The 20,081-nt window shown below is 72.1% G+C and carries 15 protein-coding genes; 6 read left to right on the top strand and 9 right to left on the bottom strand.

Going from position 1 to position 20,081, the window contains the following annotated elements; genetic code table 11:
• Window positions 1-29 precede the first annotated feature (29 nt).
• A complete protein-coding gene (locus tag AC07B0_RS24725; RefSeq protein WP_356880888.1) occupies window positions 30-2,165 on the bottom strand; it encodes a hypothetical protein in 2,136 nt (711 codons plus the stop codon).
• Window positions 2,166-2,562: 397 nt separating this feature from the next.
• Entirely contained in the window at window positions 2,563-3,087 is a 525-nt protein-coding gene (locus AC07B0_RS24720) for a hypothetical protein (RefSeq protein WP_356880890.1), read from the bottom strand.
• 504 nt (window positions 3,088-3,591) lie between these two features.
• Between AC07B0_RS24720 and AC07B0_RS24715 the strand changes: the two genes are divergently transcribed.
• Window positions 3,592-5,640 (top strand): calcium-binding protein, encoded by a 2,049-nt coding sequence (locus tag AC07B0_RS24715; RefSeq protein ID WP_478898944.1) that lies wholly within the window; start codon window positions 3,592-3,594, stop codon window positions 5,638-5,640.
• A gap of 4 nt (window positions 5,641-5,644) precedes the next feature.
• Here AC07B0_RS24715 and AC07B0_RS24710 read toward each other — a convergent pair whose 3' ends face one another.
• Window positions 5,645-6,136 (bottom strand): nuclear transport factor 2 family protein, encoded by a 492-nt coding sequence (locus AC07B0_RS24710; protein WP_356880894.1) that lies wholly within the window; start codon window positions 6,134-6,136, stop codon window positions 5,645-5,647.
• Entirely contained in the window at window positions 6,133-6,867 is a 735-nt protein-coding gene (locus tag AC07B0_RS24705; RefSeq protein WP_467299863.1) for an SDR family oxidoreductase, read from the bottom strand. The genes AC07B0_RS24710 and AC07B0_RS24705 overlap by 4 nt, the downstream gene beginning before the upstream one ends.
• A 221-nt stretch (window positions 6,868-7,088) precedes the next feature.
• On the opposite strand from AC07B0_RS24705, the gene AC07B0_RS24700 reads away from it, so the two are divergent.
• Window positions 7,089-8,219, top strand: coding sequence for a substrate-binding domain-containing protein (locus AC07B0_RS24700; protein WP_478866825.1), 1,131 nt, complete (start codon window positions 7,089-7,091; stop codon window positions 8,217-8,219).
• Window positions 8,220-8,289: 70 nt separating this feature from the next.
• Window positions 8,290-10,689 carry a polysaccharide lyase 8 family protein gene (locus AC07B0_RS24695; protein WP_478898943.1) on the top strand — a complete coding sequence of 800 codons (2,400 nt, stop codon included), beginning with the start codon at window positions 8,290-8,292 and terminating at the stop codon, window positions 10,687-10,689.
• A gap of 64 nt (window positions 10,690-10,753) precedes the next feature.
• On the opposite strand, the gene AC07B0_RS24690 is transcribed toward AC07B0_RS24695, so the two are convergent.
• The 4 genes from AC07B0_RS24690 to AC07B0_RS24675 all read right to left on the bottom strand — a co-directional run bounded on the left by AC07B0_RS24690 (window position 10,754) and on the right by AC07B0_RS24675 (window position 15,138).
• A complete protein-coding gene (locus tag AC07B0_RS24690; protein WP_478898942.1) occupies window positions 10,754-11,677 on the bottom strand; it encodes a carbohydrate ABC transporter permease in 924 nt (307 codons plus the stop codon).
• Complete coding sequence (locus tag AC07B0_RS24685; protein WP_469382223.1) at window positions 11,674-12,489, bottom strand: carbohydrate ABC transporter permease; 816 nt, start codon at window positions 12,487-12,489, stop codon at window positions 11,674-11,676. The genes AC07B0_RS24690 and AC07B0_RS24685 overlap by 4 nt, the downstream gene beginning before the upstream one ends.
• A gap of 198 nt (window positions 12,490-12,687) precedes the next feature.
• A complete protein-coding gene (locus AC07B0_RS24680; protein WP_478898941.1) occupies window positions 12,688-13,992 on the bottom strand; it encodes an ABC transporter substrate-binding protein in 1,305 nt (434 codons plus the stop codon).
• 129 nt (window positions 13,993-14,121) lie between these two features.
• Window positions 14,122-15,138, bottom strand: coding sequence for a hydroxyacid dehydrogenase (locus AC07B0_RS24675; protein ID WP_478898940.1), 1,017 nt, complete (start codon window positions 15,136-15,138; stop codon window positions 14,122-14,124).
• A gap of 286 nt (window positions 15,139-15,424) precedes the next feature.
• Between AC07B0_RS24675 and AC07B0_RS24670 the strand changes: the two genes are divergently transcribed.
• Both AC07B0_RS24670 and lysA read left to right on the top strand, forming a co-directional pair.
• Window positions 15,425-15,787: an SAV_915 family protein gene (locus AC07B0_RS24670; RefSeq protein ID WP_478898939.1), complete on the top strand. Its 363-nt coding sequence runs from the start codon at window positions 15,425-15,427 to the stop codon at window positions 15,785-15,787.
• 13 nt (window positions 15,788-15,800) lie between these two features.
• Entirely contained in the window at window positions 15,801-17,135 is a 1,335-nt protein-coding gene (gene lysA, locus AC07B0_RS24665) for a diaminopimelate decarboxylase (protein WP_478898938.1), read from the top strand.
• An 89-nt stretch (window positions 17,136-17,224) separates the two neighbouring features.
• Here the strand turns inward: lysA and AC07B0_RS24660 are convergent, their stop codons facing one another.
• Window positions 17,225-18,148, bottom strand: a complete 924-nt coding sequence (locus tag AC07B0_RS24660; protein ID WP_356883911.1) for a MerR family transcriptional regulator — start codon at window positions 18,146-18,148, stop codon at window positions 17,225-17,227.
• Between the two features lie 146 nt (window positions 18,149-18,294).
• On the opposite strand from AC07B0_RS24660, the gene AC07B0_RS24655 reads away from it, so the two are divergent.
• On the top strand, window positions 18,295-19,986 hold the full coding sequence (locus AC07B0_RS24655; RefSeq protein ID WP_478898937.1) for a carboxylesterase/lipase family protein: 1,692 nt from the start codon (window positions 18,295-18,297) through the stop codon (window positions 19,984-19,986).
• The last annotated feature ends 95 nt before the right edge of the window (window positions 19,987-20,081 follow it).

The raw sequence follows: 20,081 nt of genomic DNA, 5'->3' as shown, positions 1-20,081 counted from the left end.
TGTGCGGCCCGGACCGGCGGGACGCCGGTTCAGCGCCGGTCGGTGTCCGTCGCGCCCTCGCGCACGGCGGGCGGGACGCGGGTACCGGGTGCGGGTGCGGTGCCGGTCGCCGGCCGGGGTGCCGCCAGGGCGGACGGGGCCGCGGGCGTCGTTGCCGGCAGGGTCAGGGTGAGCGCGGTGCCGGTCGATGCGGTCCATCCGGAGGCCCGGCCCGCGTAGGGGCTGCCGAACGCGGCGCCGCCCAGCAGGGTGCCGGCGGGCAGGGTCGCGGTGACGTCGAGCCCGTTCGGTGCCACGACGGTGACCGTGCCGCCGACGCGGTAGGCGGTGACCTGGCCGGCCCGGACCGCGCTCTTCCAGGCTCCGCGGCGGGCGAGTTCGGCCCCGACGTCCTTCATCCGCTCGTTGACCAGCGGGGTGTTGGCGGCGAACAGCGCGTCGTAGCCGTCGATGACGCCGTTCAGCACCGGGTAGGCCAGGCGCTCTTCGGCCAGGTTCGACTGGTGGATGAAGTGCGGCTTCGGGTCGTTCGAGAGGACGTGGCCGAGTGCGGTCCGGGTCTCCGTCGGCACGATCCGGTCGGCGTACCCGGTGGTGGTGTCCAGGGGTGCGGTCAGGCAGGTCGTGGTGTCCGCGTGGTCCTCGCAGATGCCGCTGCCGCCCTGGGCCCGGGAGGTGTAGATCCAGTTGTACTCGTCGACCGCCTCGGCGGCCTTCCCGACGTTGTAGTAGATGTTCATCGGGTAGCGGGCCACGGTCGAGGCGGATCCGACCCGGCGCTGTTCGGGGTCCCGGGAGTTGTCGGAGGCGAGCCACTTGACGCCGTTGCCGGTCAGGGAGAGCGCCAGGTTCGGGTTGTCCTGCGGCTGTTGGGGCAGGACCGCCATGCCCGAGTGCTCGCCGGTGACCAGCTCGTCGTTCTGCAGGGGCAGGCCGAAGTTCTGGCCCCACAGGCGGTTGAGGACGATCTCGTCGTCGATCGCGGCCCGGCTGACCCACTTCGTGGTGCCGCCCGGCTGGGTGGCGCACCGCCACGGCACCACGCTGGTGTCCTGTTCGCAGCCCAGGAAGGCGTGCGTGTAGGTGTGGTTGATCCAGCGGAACCGGTCGCGGTCGGCCTGGAGCTTGTCGGCCAGCTCGTCGACGCCGTTGTTGTCCTCGCGCTGGTCGAGGCTGCCGGCGCCGTTGTAGACCATGTCGAGGGTGAAGGCGCGTCCGGCCTGCCAGTTCTTGGCGTACTCCGCGTCCGCGGCGGTCATGCGGATGGGGTTGGGCGTCCCGCCGCCACCCGCGCAGTCGACGTCGCCGGGGGTGCAGTTGAGCTGTGTGTCCCAGCGGTCGTCGGCGGCGAACACGTCGTCGACGTGGACGGAGAAGTAGTTGCGGGAGGCGCCCAGGTGCACGCCCGCGGTCATCCACTCGACGATTCCGCGGGCCAGCAGCCGGTACTGCTGCTGGTAGCGGTTGTACACGAAGGTCACGACGAGTTCGCGGCGGCCGTCGTGGCGGTACTCGCCGACGAGCGAGCCGCGGCGCGCGGTGCCCGGGATGGGGGCGTCGACGTAGGTGGTGAAGTCGGCGCCGGATGCGGGCTGCGCGAGGTAGGCGTAACTCTCGCCCACGGAGGGCGAGTTGTCCTCGAAGGGTACGGCTCCTTCGAGGTAGCCGAACGGGCCGGCGCGACCGGCCGGGGTGACCGCCGCCTGCACCCCGTCGACGCTGCCCGCGTAGCCGCCGGGGACGAAGTACTGGAGGCCGACCTGGGGGCGCGCGTAGGTGTAGGCGTCGACCTGCGGGACGTCGTACGTCTGCTCGTAGGTGGCGAGGGCCGCCATCTCGGCGGAGCCCGCCGCGAACGGGTTGTCGTTGGGCAGGACGACCGCCTGGAACTTCGCGCGCGGCCGGCCGTCGACGGTGTCGGCGAGGAAGGCCGGGTCGATCGTGGGCCGGTCCGGCCGGGTGAGGTCGACCTGCGTGTACGGCGTTCCCGCCGATTCCAGCTCCGAGGTGATGGCCTGAACGGCCGGACCGCCGTCGGTCACGACCAGCACCCGCAGGTCCACGCGGGGTGCGGTGGTGTCGGCGTGCGCCGTTCCGGCGGGCAGTCCGACGGCTGCGATGAGCGCGCCCACCGATAACACGGCGGTGCGTATGCTTCGCTTCATGCGGTGAAAGTCCCCTCCCCGGGCAGGGGTGAGCGCGGCGCGCACGAAGCGGACGCCCCCCCTTGCGCGACGCCGGCATCCCCCTCAGAAACCAGTCGTCGACGCATCCGTCGCGTCACATAGTGATGCCTCTGTGTAGCTTTCGTGGGGATGCCGCGAAAACCGACGGAAAAACGCAGGTAACCAACTCGACCCGAACAGGGCCGCGTTGACCCTTCCGTCCGCTTCCGTGGACCGCCGGCGGCCCGGGTCCGCCGGTCGTGAGGGCCGGTCCGGAGCCGGGTGGCGCGCCGGCGGACCGAGACGGTCCGCCGGCGCGCCACGCCAGTGGTTCAGACCAATTGGACGGGCGGTCGGGGGCTCTTTCCGGCCACTCCCCGCCGCACCGGAGGGGCCGTCAGGCGCAGAGGACCCGCGTCTCGGGCGTGTAGACCGGACCGGCGCTGGTGCTCGTGCTGTCACTGAACTCGGCGTAGTAGTACGAGTAGAAGCCGATGTTTCCGTTGCAACCGGAATCGGCGGCCACCTGGAGCGTCAGCGTCACGGTGCGGCTCTGGCCGGGCGGTATGGTCGCGCCGTAGTTGGCGCCGAGGTCGGACGGGCCGACACCCGAGCAGGAGGTGGCGCCGGCCGGGGTCGCCAGGCTGCAGGCGGTGAAGCTGTACTTGAGGTCGGCGCGCTGGGTGGTGAGCCAGGTCGGGGCGATGCTCTGGTAGGCGAACCAGATGTCGTAGGTCTTGTTGTTGGTGAGCGTCATCGAGAGGTTCACCGTGCCGCCGGGGGTGACGGTCGCGGCGTTCGTGGTGAACGTCAGGGCGGCCGGCGCCGGGTCGGCCTGCGCCACGGGGGCGAGGCCGAACAGCGACAGGACGAAGGCGAGGAGGGCGGCGAGACCGAGGCGGCTCTTCAGGGGTGATCGCATGGCCCGGGAGGCTAGGACGGCGCCTCGCGCGCCGTCTGCCCCCCGGGGGAGCGCGGGGGCGCGGAACGGCCGGAAGTGTGCGCCCCGTGAAGGACCCGCGGGGAACTCGCGACGGAGGGTCACGCACCGTAGATCGGCAGTCCACGGTGGGTGCCCGCCCGAGAGCGGGGCGCCCGCGCTCGCGCGGCACCCCGGAAGCGCGAATGGCGCGTACATATCAACGGTAAGGCGCGGAATACGGGACACCGCTTCGCCGTCCACGCGTACGACGGGGCCCGGCCGACGGCTGGTTCCCCACCCCGGACCCCGCCCCGGACCCCGCCCGCCGGACCCCGCCCGCCCGGTCGCGCCCGGTCGGCGTCGTATACGGCGGTCGGGTGGAACCGCCGGCGCCGGCGCCGCGAGTCCGGCGAGCCGCCGGGGCCCACCGCCGCGGCGGCCGGAAGCTGTGGCCCGTCACCGGGAGTGGCCGAGGGCAGGGCGAGCAGCGGCAGAGGGGTCTGCATGTCGACATTCACGTGGGGTGCGCGCAGGGGCCGGGGACGGGTCGCGGGAGGCGGCCGCCGGCGCCGCGCCGACCGGATCGGCGCGGCGGTGGCCCTGGGCCTGGCACTCGCCGTGGCCCTGCCGGGCACCGCACTGGCCGCCCCGGGCGATCCGGACCCCACGTTCGGCGGCGGCGACGGAATCGTGACCACCGACCTCGGCTCCTCCGAAGCCGCCGCCGACATGGTGGTACAGCCCGACGGCAAGATCGTCGCCGTGGGCGGTGACGTGTCGGACTTCGTCGGCAACTTCGCGGCGGTCCGCTACAACGCCGACGGCAGCCCGGACACCACGTTCGGCGACGGCGGAAAGGTGTCCACGGACATCGCCGGAGGCTCCGACACGGCCAACGGCGTGGCCCTCCAGGCCGACGGCAAGATCGTCGTCGTCGGCGTCAGCGAGAACCTCGAAGGCGGCGTCGCCTGGTTCACGGTGGTCCGCTACAACCCGGACGGCAGCCTGGACACGACCTTCGACGGCGACGGCAAGGCGGTCACCGACTTCGGCGGCGGTGGCGCCGACCAGGGCTCCGACGTGGCGGTGCAGGCCGACGGCAAGATCGTCGCCGCCGGCGGGGTCGGCGGCGTGTTCGCCCTGGCCCGGTACAACGCCCTGGACGGCAGCCTGGACACCACCTTCGACGGCGACGGCAAGCTGTTCACCGACTTCGGCGGCCTCCAGGAGGGCAGCACGGCGTACGGACTGGCGCTGCAGGCCGACGGCCGGATCATCGCCGCGGGCGACACGACCGAGGGCCTCGTACGGGACTTCGCGCTGGCCCGGTACAACTCCGACGGCAGTGCGGACACGAGCTTCAGCGGCGACGGCAGGCTGACCACCGACCTGGGATCCATGGACACCGCCCAGGACGTGGTGGTGCAGTCCGACGGCAGGATCGTGGCCGTGGGCGGCTCCGGTCCGGCGTTCGCCCTGGCCCGCTACACCGCGAACGGCACCCTCGACACGGCCTTCGACGGCGACGGCAGGGTGACCACCAACCTCGGCGGGCCCCAGGGCGGCAGTTCCGCGTACGACGTGGTCCAGCAGGCCGACGGCAAGCTCGTCGCCGTCGGTGGCGGCAACGGCGACTTCGCGCTGGCCCGCTACCTCACCAACGGCAGCCTGGACACGGGCTTCGGCGGTGGCGACGGCACGGTCACCACGAACCTCGGGGGCGCCGACCTGGCCCGCTCGGCGGCGCTGCTGCCCGACGGCAGGATCCTCACCGCAGGCGGCGGCGGGGCCGGCGAGGACTTCGCACTGGCCCGGTACGAGGGCGGCGGCACCACTCCGCCGGCGCCCACCGCGGACCTGGCCGTCACCGTGGCGGGCCCCGGCACGGTCTCCATCGGCGACCAGGCGACCTACACGGTGACGGTGCGCAACACCAGCGCCACCACCCCCGCGACGGCGGTCACGCTCGCCGACACCCTCACCGGCGCCGGCGGCACCGTCGTCTCGGCCGTGCCCGGCCAGGGCAGTTGCACGCGCACCGCCACCACCGCGAACTGCACCCTCGGCACCCTCGCCGCGGGCGCCGCCACCACCGTGACCGTGGTGGCCGAGCCCCGGAGCACCGGCCCCCTCTCCGACACCGCCACGGCGGACGCGGCGGAGAGCGACCCGGTGCCCGGCAACGACAGGGCCACGGCGAACACCACCGTCAACAACGCCCGCGGCTGCACGATCATCGGCACCAGCGGCGCGGACACCCTGAACGGCGGCTACTTCACCGACGTGATCTGCGCTCTCGGCGGCAACGACACGATCCGCCCGGGCTACGGGAACGACACGGTCCACGGCGGTGCGGGCAACGACGACGTCGACGGCGGCTACGGCGACGACACCCTGAACGGCGGCACCGGAAACGACACCCTGCTGGGCAACTTCGGCAACGACCGGCTCAACACGGTCGACGCCGTCGCCGGCAACGACAGCGCGAACGGCGGCCTCGGCACCGACACCTGCACGACCGACCCGGGCGACGCCCGCGTCAGCTGCCCGTAGGCCGTCAGGACGGCGTCCCGCCGGTCCGGGCGAGGCCCTCCGGCGTCTCCTCCCCGTCGGTCCACCAGACGCCGAGCCGCTGGCGGACCAGGAGCCAGCCGCCCTCGGGACCCCGCCGGAAGTCCCAGTCGTACGGGCCGCCCATCGAGTAGGGCGAAGAGCCCTGCCCGCTCCCCGTGACGGCGACGAACCACATGTAGCCGACGCCCGTCGCCCGGTCCCCCTCCACCTGGAAGTCCATGTTCAGGATGTGGTGCTGCATGCTCGGGAAGTGCGCCTCCGCCTCCTCCACCTTCGCCCGGACCGCCTCCCTCCCGCGGATCTCTCCCCACGGCCCGAACTCCAGCACCGCGTCCTGCGCCCAGCACTCGATCCAGGACCGCCAGTCCTTGCGGTCCAGGGCCCGCCAGCCCCGGATCATGAGCCGCCGCAGCGCGTCCTTGTCCTCCAGGTCCCGCAGCCGGCGCGACAGGTCCTCGTACGTCCCGGCGGTCACTGGGCACTCGCGGCGGGACGTACGACGATCTCGTTGACGTCGACCCCGGCCGGCTGGGCGACGGCGTAGGCGATGGCCCCCGCGATGGCGGACGCGGGCAGCGCCACGGCGCGGTAGGCCTTCATGGCCGCCCTCGCGGCAGGATCGGAGATCCCTTCGGCCAGCTCGGACTCGGTCACGCCCGGCGAGACCAGAGTGACCCGGACGGAGCCGTCCGACTCCTGGCGCAGCCCTTCGGAAACGGCGCGGACGGCGAACTTGGTCGCGCAGTAGACGGCCGCGGTGGGCGACACCTCGTACGCGCCGACGGAGGCGACGTTCACGAAGTGCCCGCCGCCCTGGGCCCGCATCACGGGCAGGGCCGCGGCGATCCCGTGCAGTACGCCCCGGACGTTCACGTCGATCATCCGGTCCCACTCGTCGACCTCCAGCGCCTCCAGCGGCGAGAGCGGCATCACCCCGGCGTTGTTGACCAGGACGTCCAGCCGGCCGTACCGCTCCCGGGCGGCGGCCACGAAGGCCCGTACGTCGGCGGCGTCGGTGACGTCCAGCCGCCGGAAGGCCGCGGTGCCACCCGCCTCGCCGATCTCGCGGCTCAGCGCCTCGAGCCGGTCGGTGCGCCGCGCGCCCAGCAGCAGCCGGTGGCCGTCGGCGGCGAGCCGCCGGGCCGTCGCCTCCCCGATCCCGCTGCTGGCTCCGGTGACGGCCACGACCTTGGCTTCGTTCCTCATACCTGTCCTACTCCTCGTTCGAAGCGGATGACTCCGCCCGACCGAGTCTGCGCAGGCCGCGTCCGGCCAGCCAGGACGCGTCACACCCTGGCAACGCGCCTCCCCGCCGCCTAGTGCCGTGAAGCAATCGATCGTATCGATCGGTTCGGCTCGGTTCGGTTCCCTATGATGGCGGGCACCGGTGCGCACCGCCCGCGCCGTCACGATCCCAGGGGGACCCGATGAGACCGCACGTGAACCAACGGCAGGCGCAGGTGCGCGAGATCCTGCGGGTGCGCGGCAGCGTCCGCGTGGCGGAGCTCGCCCAGGAGCTCGGCGTCTCCCCCGTGACCCTGCGGCGGGACATCGAGGCGATGGCGGCGCGGGGCGAGATCCAGCGGATGCACGGGGTGATCAGCAAGGTGGCGGCGGGGCATGCCGCCCCGGCCGCACCGGCGGCCCGGGCCGCCGCACCGGCCGGTGGCGGTGGTGAGGGCCTGGTGATCGGCATGGTCGTGCCCACGACCGAGTACTACTACGCCGACGTCGTCCGCGGGGCACGTGAGGTGGTCGAGGCCCGGGGGGCGAGGCTCACCGTGGGACTGACCCGGTACCTGCCGGGCGAGGACCGTACGCAGGCGGACCGGCTGCTGTCCACGGGTGCGGACGGGCTGCTGCTGACCCCGACCTGGGACGCGGGCTCGCCCGGGCCGGGCGAGGGCGCCTGGACGGCGGAACTGCCCGTGCCGACCGTCCTCGTGGAGCGGTGGGCTCCGCCGGGCCATCCGGCGGCGGGGCTGGACCGGGTGGCGTCGGACCACGCGCACGGCGCGGCGCGGGCCGTTCAGCACCTGGCGGAGCTCGGCCACCGGCGGATCGCGCTGGCCAGCCGGGAGACGCCGACGTCCGCGCGGCTGCGGGCCGGATTCGGGGCGGCCGTGACCGCGCTCGGACTGGAGCCGGCGCCCGCGTGGCCCGGGGCGGACGCGGCGGCCGGACAGGGACCGCGCGGGGAGGCCGAACTGTTCGCGCGGACGCTGGACTACCTGTGCGCGGCGGTCGAGGAGAGCGGAGTGACCGCCGCCCTGATCCACAGCGACACGGACGCGATCATGCTGATCCCGCGGCTCCAGGCGCGGGGGGTGCGGGTGCCCGAGGACCTGGTGGTCATCACCTATGACGACGAGGTCGCCGGACTGGCCGACGTACCGCTGACGGCCGTCGCTCCCGCCAAGCGCGAGGTGGGCGCGCGGGCAGCGGCGCTCCTGCTGGACCGGCTGGCGCCGGACGCCCCGCAGGACGTTCCCCGCCAGCACCTGGAACTGCTCCCGCACCTGACCGTTCGAACGAATCGATCCCTACGCACCTCTTGAGCGATATTTCGATCGCATGCTAAAAATCCGGTGAACGGGGCGCCCCCCTCCCCGCTCCCCTGGAGGCTCCATGTCCGGCCCATGGTCCCGCCGTTCCTTCCTGCGCCTCTCCGGTACCGCCGCCCTGCTCGGCCCGGTCTCCTCGACCGGCGTCCTCGCCCCGGCCGGCGGCGCGTTCGCCGACGCGTACGACACCCTCCGGCTCAAGTGGCGGGACATGGTGCTGGGCACCGGGTTCGACCCGGCGGCCGCCCCCTTCGCGGAGAAGCTGGCGCTGCTGGGCGCCCGGGCCTCCGAGGTCCGCTCCACGATGGCCGCCGTCAGCGGATCCCTCTGGCCGGACCTGCCCCTGACCGTCTCCCGTTCGATCACCGGCAGTTACGCCCGCCTGGCCACCATGGCGCAGGCCTACGCCCAGCCCGGCACGAGCCTGACCGGCAGCACGGCGCTGGCAGCGGAGATCAAGGCCGGCCTGGACCACCTCTACGACCGGGCCTACAACCCGTCGAAGAGCCAGTTCGGCAACTGGTGGGACTTCCAGATCGGCTCACCGCAGATCCTGCTGGACATCAGCACGATCCTCCACGACCGGCTCTCCGCCACCCAGATCGCCAACCACCTGGCCGCCGTCGACACGTTCGTCCCCGACTCCTCGGTCACGCACTACACCGGCACCAGCACCGGAGCCAACCGGGTCGACCTGTGCCGCTCACTGGCGCTGCGCGGCGTCCTCGGCAAGAGCGCCGCCAAGATCGCACTCGCGAGCAGCGCCCTCTCCCCCGTCTTCCCCTTCGTCACCGACGGGGACGGCTTCTACGCCGACGGGTCGTTCGTCCAGCACGGCCACCTCGCCCACACCGGCTCCTACGGGGCGGTGCTGCTCGGCGGACTGGCGAGCCTCTTCTCCCTCCTCGACGGCTCCGCCTGGGCGGTCGAGGACCCCAACCGGCAGCTCGTCTTCGACTCGGTGGAAAGGTCCTACGCCCCGTTCCTCTACAACGGCCTGATGATGGACGCCGTCTCCGGACGCTCCACCAGCCGGGGCAACCCGAGGACCGGCGCCTACGGTTTCCAGGGTGGCGACCACGGCCGCGGGCACGACGTCCTGTCCTCCATCGCCCTGCTGGGCACCGCCGCGAGCAGTGCGGAGGACCGGCACTGGCGCGGATTGGTGAAGGGCTGGATCCGGCGCGACTACTACAGCCCCGTCCTCGCCGACACCGACCTGGGCATCGCGGCACTGGCCCGGCTCAAGGCCGTACAGGAAGACGACGATGTCACCGCGATCGCCGAGCCGACCGCGCACCGGATCTTCCCCGGCATGGACCGGGCCGTCCACCGCCGGCCCGGCTGGGCGGCCTCCGTCAGCATGGCCTCGAAGCGGATGGGGTTCTACGAAACGGGCAACGGGGAGAACCTGCGCGGCTGGCACGCCGGCGCCGGGATGCTCCAGTGGTGGGGGGACACGTACGGCAACGGCCAGTACACCGATGCCTTCTGGCCGACCGTCGACCCGTACCGGCTGCCCGGGACCACCGTTTCGAAGAAGGTGCTCGCCGACGCCGAGGGCGGCGCCTGGGGCCTGCCGCGGCCGGACGTGAACTGGGTCGGCGGCGCGACGGACGGCGAGTACGCCGCCCTCGGCCAGTTCGTCCGCGGACTGTCCAGCACGCTGTACGCGAAGAAGTCCTGGTTCTGCCTGGCCGACTCGGTGGTCTGCCTCGCGGGCGCCGTCCGCTGCGCCGACGGCACCACGGTCGAGACCGTGGTCGAGAACCGCAACCTCGGCGCCACGGGAACCCAGGCGCTCACCGTCAACGGCGCCGCCCAGTCCACGGCCCTCGGCTGGTCGGCCACGCTCACCGGAACCAACTGGGCGCAGATCGCCGGGCACGGCGGGTACGTGTTCCCCGGCGGAGCCACGGTCCAGGCGCTGCGCCAGGCCAGGACGGGGTCTTGGCGCGACGTCAACACCGGCGGCACCACCGACCCGGTCACCCGTCGTTACCTGACCCTCTGGATCGACCACGGCGTGGACCCGGTCGACGCGGCCTGCGTCCACGTCCTGATGCCGGGGGCCACGACCACGGCCACCGCGGCACGGGCCGCCGCCACCGGCTGGCTGACCGTCCTCGCCAACGACAACGACCGGCAGGGCATCAGGGTGCCCTCGCTCGGCTTCACCGCCGTCAACTTCTGGTTCGCCGGGACGGTCGGCACCCTGACCGCCGACGGCCCCGCCTGCGTACTGGTCCGGGAGCACGGAGACGGCACCGCCACCCTCTGCGTGTCGGACCCCATGCGGATGCGGGACGCCCTCACGGTCCACTGGAACCGCCCGGTGGCCTCCGTGATCTCCCAGCCGGCCACGGTCACCTCCGCGACCACCGGCTCCTCACTCACGCTCACCTTCGGAGACCTCACCGGGAAGGCGGGAGCGACACAGCGGATCGAGGTCGTCCTGGGCTGAAGCGACGGGCTTCGTGAACGGCCCGTGCGGTCCGGTGGGACGTTCGGGCCCGTGTGCCCCGCGGTTACTTCACCGCTCCGGCCGTCAGTCCCGAGCGCCAGAAGCGCTGCAGGCAGAGGAAGGCGATCACCAGCGGGATCACCGCGATGAGGGAACCCGTGATGGCCAGCGAGTACATTTCGGGGCTCTCGGTGGTCGAGATGTTCCACATGTGGAGGCCGAGGTTGACGGGGTACAGGTCCTTGTCGTTGAGCATGATCAGCGCGCCGTAGAAGTTGTTCCAGCTCGCCGTGAAGGAGAACAGGAACAGCGTCGTGAATCCGGGGGCGAGCATGGGCAGCGCGATCGTACGGAACGTCCGCACCTCGCCGGCGCCGTCGACCCTGGCCGCCTCGATGACCTCGTACGGGACGTAGCCCTCGGAGAAGACGCGGGCGAGGTAGACGCCGAAGGGGTTGACGAGCGAGGGGATGAGCAGGGCCCAGTAGCTGTTGGTGAGCCCGGCCTCGGCGGCCAGGAGGTACATCGGCAGGGTCAGGACCGCTCCGGGTACGAGGACGCCGGCGAGGACCACGCCGAAGAGCTTCTCCTTGCCCGCGAAGGCGTACTTGTCGAAGGCGTATCCGGCCGCGACCGACAGGAGCGAGGAGAGGGCGGATCCGACGACGGCGTAGACGGCCGTGTTGAGCAGCCAGCGTCCGTAGATGCCGTCGTCGTGCGTGAACACCTCGTGGACGTTGGAGAAGAGGTTGAACTCCCCGAGCGCGAAGCCGTTGGTGGCGAAGAGGTCGCGGCGGTTCTTGGTGGCGGCGATCAGCAGCCAGCCGACCGGCATCAGTGTGTAGAGCGCCACCATGATCAGTACGGTGTTGACGGCGGTCCTGGAGGCCCAGGCGCGCGGGGCGCGGGGCCGGCCCGGCGGCGTGGGGCCGACGGGCGGCCCGGCGGCCGGTCCGGCGGTGCGGGTGGCGAGGGTGTGCGTGCTCATGATTCCTGCCACCGCTTCCCGATCCGGGTGACCACGAAGGACAGTGCCCCGGCCACGAGGGCCAACAGCAGCGACGCGGCGGCCGCGGCGGCGTAGTCCTGGTCGGTGAAGGCCTTGCTGACGATGTACATCGTGGGCGACCAGTCGTTGCCGAGTGCCTGCGCCTTGTCGGAGAGCAGCCTGGGCTCGGTGAAGAGCTGGATCGCTCCGACGCAGGTGAACAGGACGGTCATGACGACGGAGGACCGGATGACCGGGACCTTGATGCCCAGGGCGATGCGCCAGGCGCCCGCTCCGTCCACGGTGGCGGCCTCGACGACCTCGCGGGGCACCGCCTGGAGCGCCGCGAAGAAGATCACCATGTTGTAGCCGATCCACTGCCAGACGGCGATGTTGACCATCGACGAGAGGGAGTGGGCGGGTGAGAGGAAGTTCCAGCTGCCGCCCGCGTCGTCGATCCATTCGACGACGGGGCTGAGTCCGGGGGTGTAGAGGTAGATCCAGATGATCGCGGCGATCAGTCCGGGCACGGCGTGCGGCAGGAAGAAGGCGAGCTGGAAGAAGCGCTTGGCGCGGGCGTAGCCCGAATCGACCAGCAGGGCCAGGCCGAGCGCGGCGCCGATCACCACCGGGATGTACAGCGCGCAGTACGTGGCGACGTGCAGGAAGGAGGTGCGGAACTCCGGATCGGCCAGCACCGCCGAGTAGTTCGCGAGACCCGCGAAGGTCCGTTCGACGCCGCCGAATCCGAGTCCCGAGGACTGCTCCCGGAACGCGCTCATCCAGCCCGCGTAGACGACGGGTGCCACCATGACGAGGGCGAACAGGACGAAGAACGGGACGAGGAACAGGGCCACGGCGCCGCGCTGGTTGCGGCGCAGCGTGTTTCCGGCGCGTGCCGGAGCGAGGGGAGGTGATGCCACGGTCGGCTCCTTGGCGGTGCGGGTGGTTCAGACGTCCGGCTTCCGCGGAGGGGGTGACCGCACGGGGGGCGCGGCCGCCCCGTGGCGTCACTTCGCGAGCTTGAGTCCGCGGCTCTCGATGGCCGTCCGGGCCGATTCCTGAGCCTTCGCCAGACCGTCGGCGAGGCCGTTCTTCGCCGCCTCGTCCTTGAAGTCGGCGTTGACCTTGCCCCAGACCGGGCCCCAGGTCCAGCCGGGGACGATCGTGTCGATCTGCTCGCCGGTCAGCTTGTAGAAGTCCTGGCCGCCGAAGTAGGAGGGGTCGAAGGCCTTCGCCGCCACCGCGGCCATGTCCCGGTTCGCGGGCAGGCTGGTGCTCGGGTTCTTCAGGGCGCCGATCCGGGCCGTCATCGCGGCCGGGTCCGTGGTCACCCACTTGACGAACTCGGCGGCGGCCTCGGTGTGCTTGCTGCCCTTGGGCACGGCGAAGCTGGTGCCTCCGAACATGCCGCTGGCCGGGGTGCCCCAGTGGGGGACGGGGGCGACGCCCCACTTGCCCTTGAGGTCCGGCATGGTGGAGATCATGGTGCCGCCGCTCCACGCCGCGCCCACGATGCTGGCGGAGGTGCCGTCGGCCCTGGACTTGTTCTCCTCCGGTGTGCCGGAGCCGTAGTTGAAGACCAGGTCGTCCTTGAGCATCCCCTGCCAGAAGGCGGCGACCTTCTGCGAGGGGGCGTCGTCGATCTGCGGCTTCCAGGCGCCGTCCTCGATCCGGAACCACTTGGCGCCGGCCTGCCAGGAGAGCGTGGCTTCCAGCGGGGTGTCGGTCGGGAAGTTGCCTATGCGCGCCGTGGGGTCCGCCGCTTTGATCTTCTCGGCGGCCGCGCGGTACTCGTCCCAGGTCGTCGGCACGGACACGCCGTACTTCTCGAAGAGGTCCTTGCGGTAGAAGTACACCTGCGGGGTCGCGTCGAAGGGGACCGACCAGGTCTTGCCCCCGAAGGTCACCAGGTCCTGGATGCCGGCCGGGAAGCTCTTCTTCACCAGCTCGCCCGAGGAGGCGGTGAGGTCCTCCAGGTAGCCCTGGCTCGCGAACTCCGGGACCATGGGGTACTCGATGGTCGTGACGTCGGGCGCGCCGCCGGCCTTGATCGCGTTGCTGATCTTGCTGTAGCCGTCGGGGCCGCCCGGTATCCGGGAGAACCGGACCTGGATGTCGGTGTGCGTCTTGTTGAACTCCGCGGCGGCGGCCTCGGCACCGGCCGTCCAGGTCCAGTAGGTGATCGTCACGGGCTTGCCGTCGTCCTTCGCGGCCGACGGGGTGGTGGGGCCCGAACCGCAGGCGGAGGTCAGCAGGGCGAGGGACACCGCCGCGGCCACCGCGCCGTGGACACGCAAGGACTGAGCCTTCATCTGTACTGCTCCTTGGCGAGTGGACTGAACGATGTGAATCATTCGCCCAGGCTTCTTGAACGTCAAGACCATATGAACTTTCGATCAATACGATCGGATTGCCAGGCGTCACGGGGGTCGAAGATCCCCCTAAGCGGTGCGGTCCAGGTCTTCGCGCCGGACCCCGTGCAGGAAGGGCAGGCCGCGGGCGTAGCGGGTGATCTCTCCGATCGCCGAGTCGGCCATGCGGTGGAGTTCGTTGCCGAGCGAGCCCGCGATGTGCGGAGTGAGCAGCACGTTGGGCAGGTCGTACAGGGGCGAGTCGGCCGGCAGGACCTCCGGCTCGGTGACGTCGATGACCGCCTGCAACCGGCCGGAGGCCAACTCTTCGGTCAGCGCGGCCGGATCGACGAGCGAACCGCGGGCCGTGTTGATCAGGGTCGCGCCGTCGCGCATCAGGGCCAGCCGTCGGCGGTCGATCATCGCCTCCGTCTCGGGCAGGGCGGGGGCGTGCAGGCTGACCACGTCGGACGTCCGGCACAGTTCGTCGAGGCTCACGCTGCGGACGTCGAGCGCCTTGGCCCGGTCGTCCGTCACGTACGGGTCGTAGAGGAGGAGTTCGAGGTCGTACGGGCGCAGCAGCTCGATCACCCGGCGGCCGATCCGGGAGGCGCCGACGATGCCGACGGTCCTGCCGTAGTTGCCCGCGTGCGGGTACCGCAGGTGCCACTCGTGCCTGCCGCCCCGGACCGTGCGGTACTCCTCGCGCAGTTGCAGCACGCGCTTGTTGGAGAGCAGGACCGTGGCGACGGTGTACTCGGCCACGGGGCGGGAGTTGGCCTGGGCGGCGGTGGAGACGGTGATGCCGCGCTCCCAGCAGGCGTCGGTGACCAGGTGTTTGACGGACCCGGCGGCGTGGACGACCGCTTTGAGGCGGGGTGCGGCCGCGAGCACACCGGCGTCGACGGGAGGGGCTCCCCAGAAGGTGAGGAGGACCTCCGCCTCGGCCAGGGCCGCCGCCACCTCGGGTCTGCCGAAGTCGTCGGCGACGACTTCCGGGTCGAGCTCGGCCACCGCGTGGAGCCGGCGGGCGGCGCGTTCGTCCAGGAGGCGGGGAAGGAGTTCCGGGGCCATCGCGAGCAGGACCCGTGGGCGGCGAACGGACATCAGGGATGCTCCTTGCGGCTGGGTGAGGCCACGCCGACCTTATGAAGCCGTGATCCGATCGTCAAGATCTATCAATCATATGGATCTAATCGATCGAAACAATCATCACTGGGGATTCCGGGTCCTGCCGTCAGTGACGCGTATGGAGTGGGCCGGTGGCCGTATGGGTCCCGTTACGGAGTGACCGCCGGGGCGCCGGGGCGGGGATAGCTTCGGTTGCACGTCCCGGACCGCCTCCCCGCGCCGGGACGTCATCTGCCACCCGTGGTTCCCCGAGGAGGGCCCCATGTGCTTGTTCCAGTACGACGATTCCGACTCCGAGCCTGAGGAACAGAGCCCGGCCGGGCCCCTGTACGTGCCCGCCCGGCCGGGAGGAGCGCACGTCGTCGTGCGGCTGTTCCGCACCCCGCTGGGAGCCCGTACCGCCGTCGGTTTCACCAGCCCGGAACGGCTGGCCGCCACGCTCGGTACGGCCCAGCCCTGGATCCGGCTCTCCGAGGCCGCACTCCGCGCGATGACCCGGCCGCTCGGCGCGTCCCTGCTGACCGTCGACCCGGCCCTCACCGCGCCCCCGGTCACCGCGGCGGGTACCGGGCCCGCCGGAGCGCTGCTCACACGGGTGTCCGACGCCACGGCCCGCACGGCCTGAAGGGGAGCAGACCATGACCATCACCGTTCTCCCGCAGACGCCCGCCGGTACCGGTGAGCTGTCCGTATGGCCCGCGTCCACGACGCCCCTCCCCCACGGTGGCCTGGCCGTCGGCGGAGTTCCCCTCACCGAGATCGCCGAGCGGTTCGCCACCCCCGTCTACGTGCTGGACGAGGGCGAGTTCCGCGGGCGCTGCCGGACGTACCGCGACGCCTTCCCCGACGCGGACGTGCTGTACGCGGCCAAGGCGTTCCTCTCCCGCGCCGTGGTCCACTGGGTCCGGGCGGAGGGGCTGGGCCTGGACGTGTGCTCGGCCGGGGAGCTGGAGCTCGCCGTCACCACCGGATTCCCGCCCGAGCGCATCGTGCTGCACGGGAACGCCAAGTCCCCCCACGACCTGGAGGCCGCCCTGCGCCTCGGTGTGGGACGGATCGTCATCGACAGCCCGTCCGAGATCGCCAGGATCGCCGCCGCCGTCGGCCCGGGCGGCCGCCAGAAGGTCATGGTGCGGGTGGTCCCGGGCGTCTCGGCCGGCGGCCACGACAAGATCCGTACGGGCACGGACGACCAGAAGTTCGGCCTGTCCCTCACCGACGGCGGCGCACAGCACGCCGTCACCCGGATCCTGGGCCAGCCCCGGCTCGACCTGACCGGCTTGCACTGCCACATCGGATCCCAGGTCTCCGACGTGAAGCCCTACCTGGTCGCCCTGCGCCGGATGATCGGGCTCATGGCACGCATCCGTGACACGCACGGCGTGGCCCTGCCCGAGCTCGACATGGGAGGCGGCCACGGCATCGCCTACCGGCCCGGCGAACCCGCCCTCGACCTCGCCTGCCTCGCCCGGCGGCTGCGTACGGAACTCGTCGACGGCTGCGCCGCCGCGGGACTGCCCGTGCCCCGGCTCGCGATCGAACCCGGACGGGCCGTCGTGGGCCCCGCCGGAGTCGCCCTCTACCGGGTGCTCACCGTCAAGCACACCGGCGAGAAGGTGTTCGTCGCCGTCGACGGCGGCATGAGCGACAACCCGCGCCCCGCCCTGTACGGCGTGCGGTACGCGCCCCGGCTCGTCGGCCGCCACTCGACGGCCGGACCCCGCACGGCCACGGTCGTCGGCCGCCACTGCGAGGCGGGCGACGTCCTCGCCTCCGACGTCCGGCTGCCGGGCGACATCCACCCCGGCGACCTGCTCGCCGTACCGGTGGCCGGCGCCTACCAGCTGTCCATGGCCTCCGGCTACAACCTCGTCGGCCGCCCCGCCGTCGTCGCCGTCCACGAGGGCACGGCCCGGCTCCTCGTCCGGCGTGAAACCCTGGAGGACTACCGCAGCAGGGACATCGGCCTCTGACGGCCACCGCCCGCGCCGCCGCTCGCGCCGGTGCGCGGCGGCGGCGCATGCGTGTGAGTCCCCCGGGGGACGGGTGGGCCCGGGCCGCTCTATGCCGAAGGCGCGTTCTCGGCCATCGAGATCGCCAGTCCGTCGGTCAGCCATCGGTGAGCCACCGTCATGTTCAGCACGGCCCCGCCGGTGGCGGTGCCGACCAGGGCCCAATACCGTTCCAGGCGGGGGTCGAAGCCGGATGAGCGCGACACCAGCCCGTGCAGGTGGGCGCGGAAGGCGGGTGTGTCGGACTCCCGTCGGGCTCGCGCATGGGCGGACACGAAGGCGTTCACCGCGTCCCCGGGGCCGGGCGGGAGCCCCTGGGCCAAGGCGGCGGCCGTCAGAACGGCAGCGTCGTCGATCTCCCCGTAGAACGCCGGGGCGTCCCTCATCTCCTCGTCGTGGTCCTGGGTCCAGCGGGTGAAGCTGGGTGTGGAGACGAGCAGATGCAGCTCGGCGTAGGCAAGGGCCGAATCGGGATCGGGGTCCTGCGGTGGGGCGGGTGACAGCATGGCGACCATGATGTCGAGCCGGTGCCTGGGCATGGTCGCGGACAGCTCGCGATACCAGTGATCCGTGAGGGTGCGGTGCGCCTGAGGGAGCCGCTGCACGCGGGAGAGGACCTCCAGACGCCGTAGCCGCTCCTCGCTCGTGCAGTCGTCCAGGGACTTGAGCGTGGCCTGGCGCCACCGCAGCTCGGTCAATCGTTCCTGCACCACTTCGAGCTCGGTCGCCACGAGTTCACCGAGGGAGCACTCGCCGGTGACCACCTGCGTGATCGTCGCGATCGGGGTGTCCAGCGCCCGCAGGCGTCTGATGAAACGGATCCGCTCCCACGCCTCAGGACCGTAGCGCCGATGACCGCCGCTGCTACGACCGGCCACGGGCAGCAGACCGCTGTCGGAGTAGTAGCGGAGGGTCTTCACCGGAACCCCCGTGCCGGCCGCGAGCTCACCGATGCTCCACGTGTCTTGCGTCACAGTCTCTTGAACCTCCAGCGCGCGGGAGGTCCTAGCGTATGGATCACTGACCGCGTCGGTCCGCACCGGTCCCCCACCGCTCAGGCCTCGTCCGGGCCTGACCGGCCTCCTCAGATCCCGTCCTCGACCAAGAACGGTGGGTACGCATGTCCCCGACCACGACAGCACCGCGGCCACGCCACGGAGCCTGGATCCGCGGGGCGCTCTTCCCCGCACTCTGCGCGGTGGCGCTGCTCGCGGCCACCGCCGTGCCGGCGACCGCCGCACAACCCGGTGCCCCGCACCCGGCGAGGCAGAGCGGAACCGTCGTACGGACCGACCACGGCCTGGTACGCGGCGTGTCGCACGGCTCGTACACCACCTTCGACGGCATTCCCTACGCTGCGCCGCCGACCGGACCGCTGCGCTGGCGCGCCCCCGTGCCCGCCGCCCCGTGGCACGGCGTCCGGGACGCGACGACGCCGGCCCAGCGCTGCGTCCAGATGCCGGCACCCGGTGCGGGCACGGTCCTCGGCTCGGAGGACTGCCTCTACCTCAACGTCACCGCTCCGACGCCGAAGCCGACCGGCCAGAAGCGGCCCGTGCTGGTGTGGCTGCACGGCGGTGCCTTCCTGGGCGGATCCGGCGGTGACTACAGCGCCGGACAGCTGGCGGTCCGGGGCGACGCGGTGGTCGTCACGGTCAACTACCGCTTGGGGATCTTCGGTTACTTCGGCCACCCCGGCCTGGGCTCCGCCCCGCCGTTCGGCCTGGCGGACCAACAGGCCGCCCTGCGCTGGGTGCGGGCGAACGCGGAGCGCTTCGGCGGCGACCCGCGCGGCGTCACCCTGTTCGGCGAGTCCGCGGGCGCCCTCGGCATCTGCGCACACCTCACCTCGCCGACGGCCGCCGGACTCTTCCAGCGGGCCGTGCTCCAGAGCGGTTCCTGCCTCACCTCCTTCCCGCGCGGCGCTCTCGGACCCGGAACCCCGGCGTACGAACCGTTCGCCTCACAAGCCGACGTCCAGACGGCCGGTGCGGCAGCCGCCGGGCAACTGGGCTGCCCGGCGGGCGGCGGAGACGAGGTACTGGCGTGCCTGCGCGGGCAGAGCACGGACCGCCTCGCCACCGCCCAGCTGATGCAGTCCTTCAACCGGCCCGCCTTCGGCAACGCGCTGCTGCCCGAGGCACCGGACCGGGCGTTGGCATCGGGGCGCTTCCACCGCGTGCCGGTCATGCTGGGCACCAACCACGACGAGATGCGGATGTTCGTCGGTCTGTCGCTCGCCGCGTTCCCCCTCCGCACCGAGAGCGACTACCGCGCCCGTCTGGTGGACGCCTTCGGGCCCGCCGCACCGGCCGTCGAGGCGCAGTATCCGGCAGCACACCACCCCACGCCCGCACTGGCCTGGGCGGCGGTGCTGACCGACCGGTCCTTCTCGTGCACCACACTGGCAGCCGGCCGGGCCATCGCCGCTCGCGCCCCTGGCCTCCCCCTCTACGGCTACGAGTTCAGCGATCCGGACGCTCCTGTCCTCACCGGACTGCCGGCGAACCCGGACTTCCCCTACGGCGCGGCGCACGGCTTCGAGATGCCGTTCCTGTTCTCCTCCTTCCCCACCGACCGACCGCTGACCGACGCCCAGCGCGCCCTGTCGGACCGGATGGTCGACTACTGGAGGGACTTCGCGCGCACCGGCAACCCGAACGCCTCCGACGCCCCGTTCTGGCCCCGCCTCCACCCTTCGTCACCCCTCGCGCGGTCGGTGCAGTCGCTGGCTCCCGGAGCGGGCGGAATCCGCCCCGTCGACGCACGTACAGCACACCACTGCTCGTTCTGGGACAGCCTGCCTCGGTGAGCCTGATTCACCCTCCGGTCGAACCAGCCCTGTGGGGCCCTGCGTTGCGGCTCCGGGTAACGCCCTGCTGACGGTCCGGTAGATTCGGCGACACG

The organism is Streptomyces sp. NPDC044704 (genome assembly GCF_056433525.1).
The sequence above is the reverse complement of the archived record's forward strand: the minus strand, read 5'-3'. Positions and strand labels throughout refer to the sequence as shown.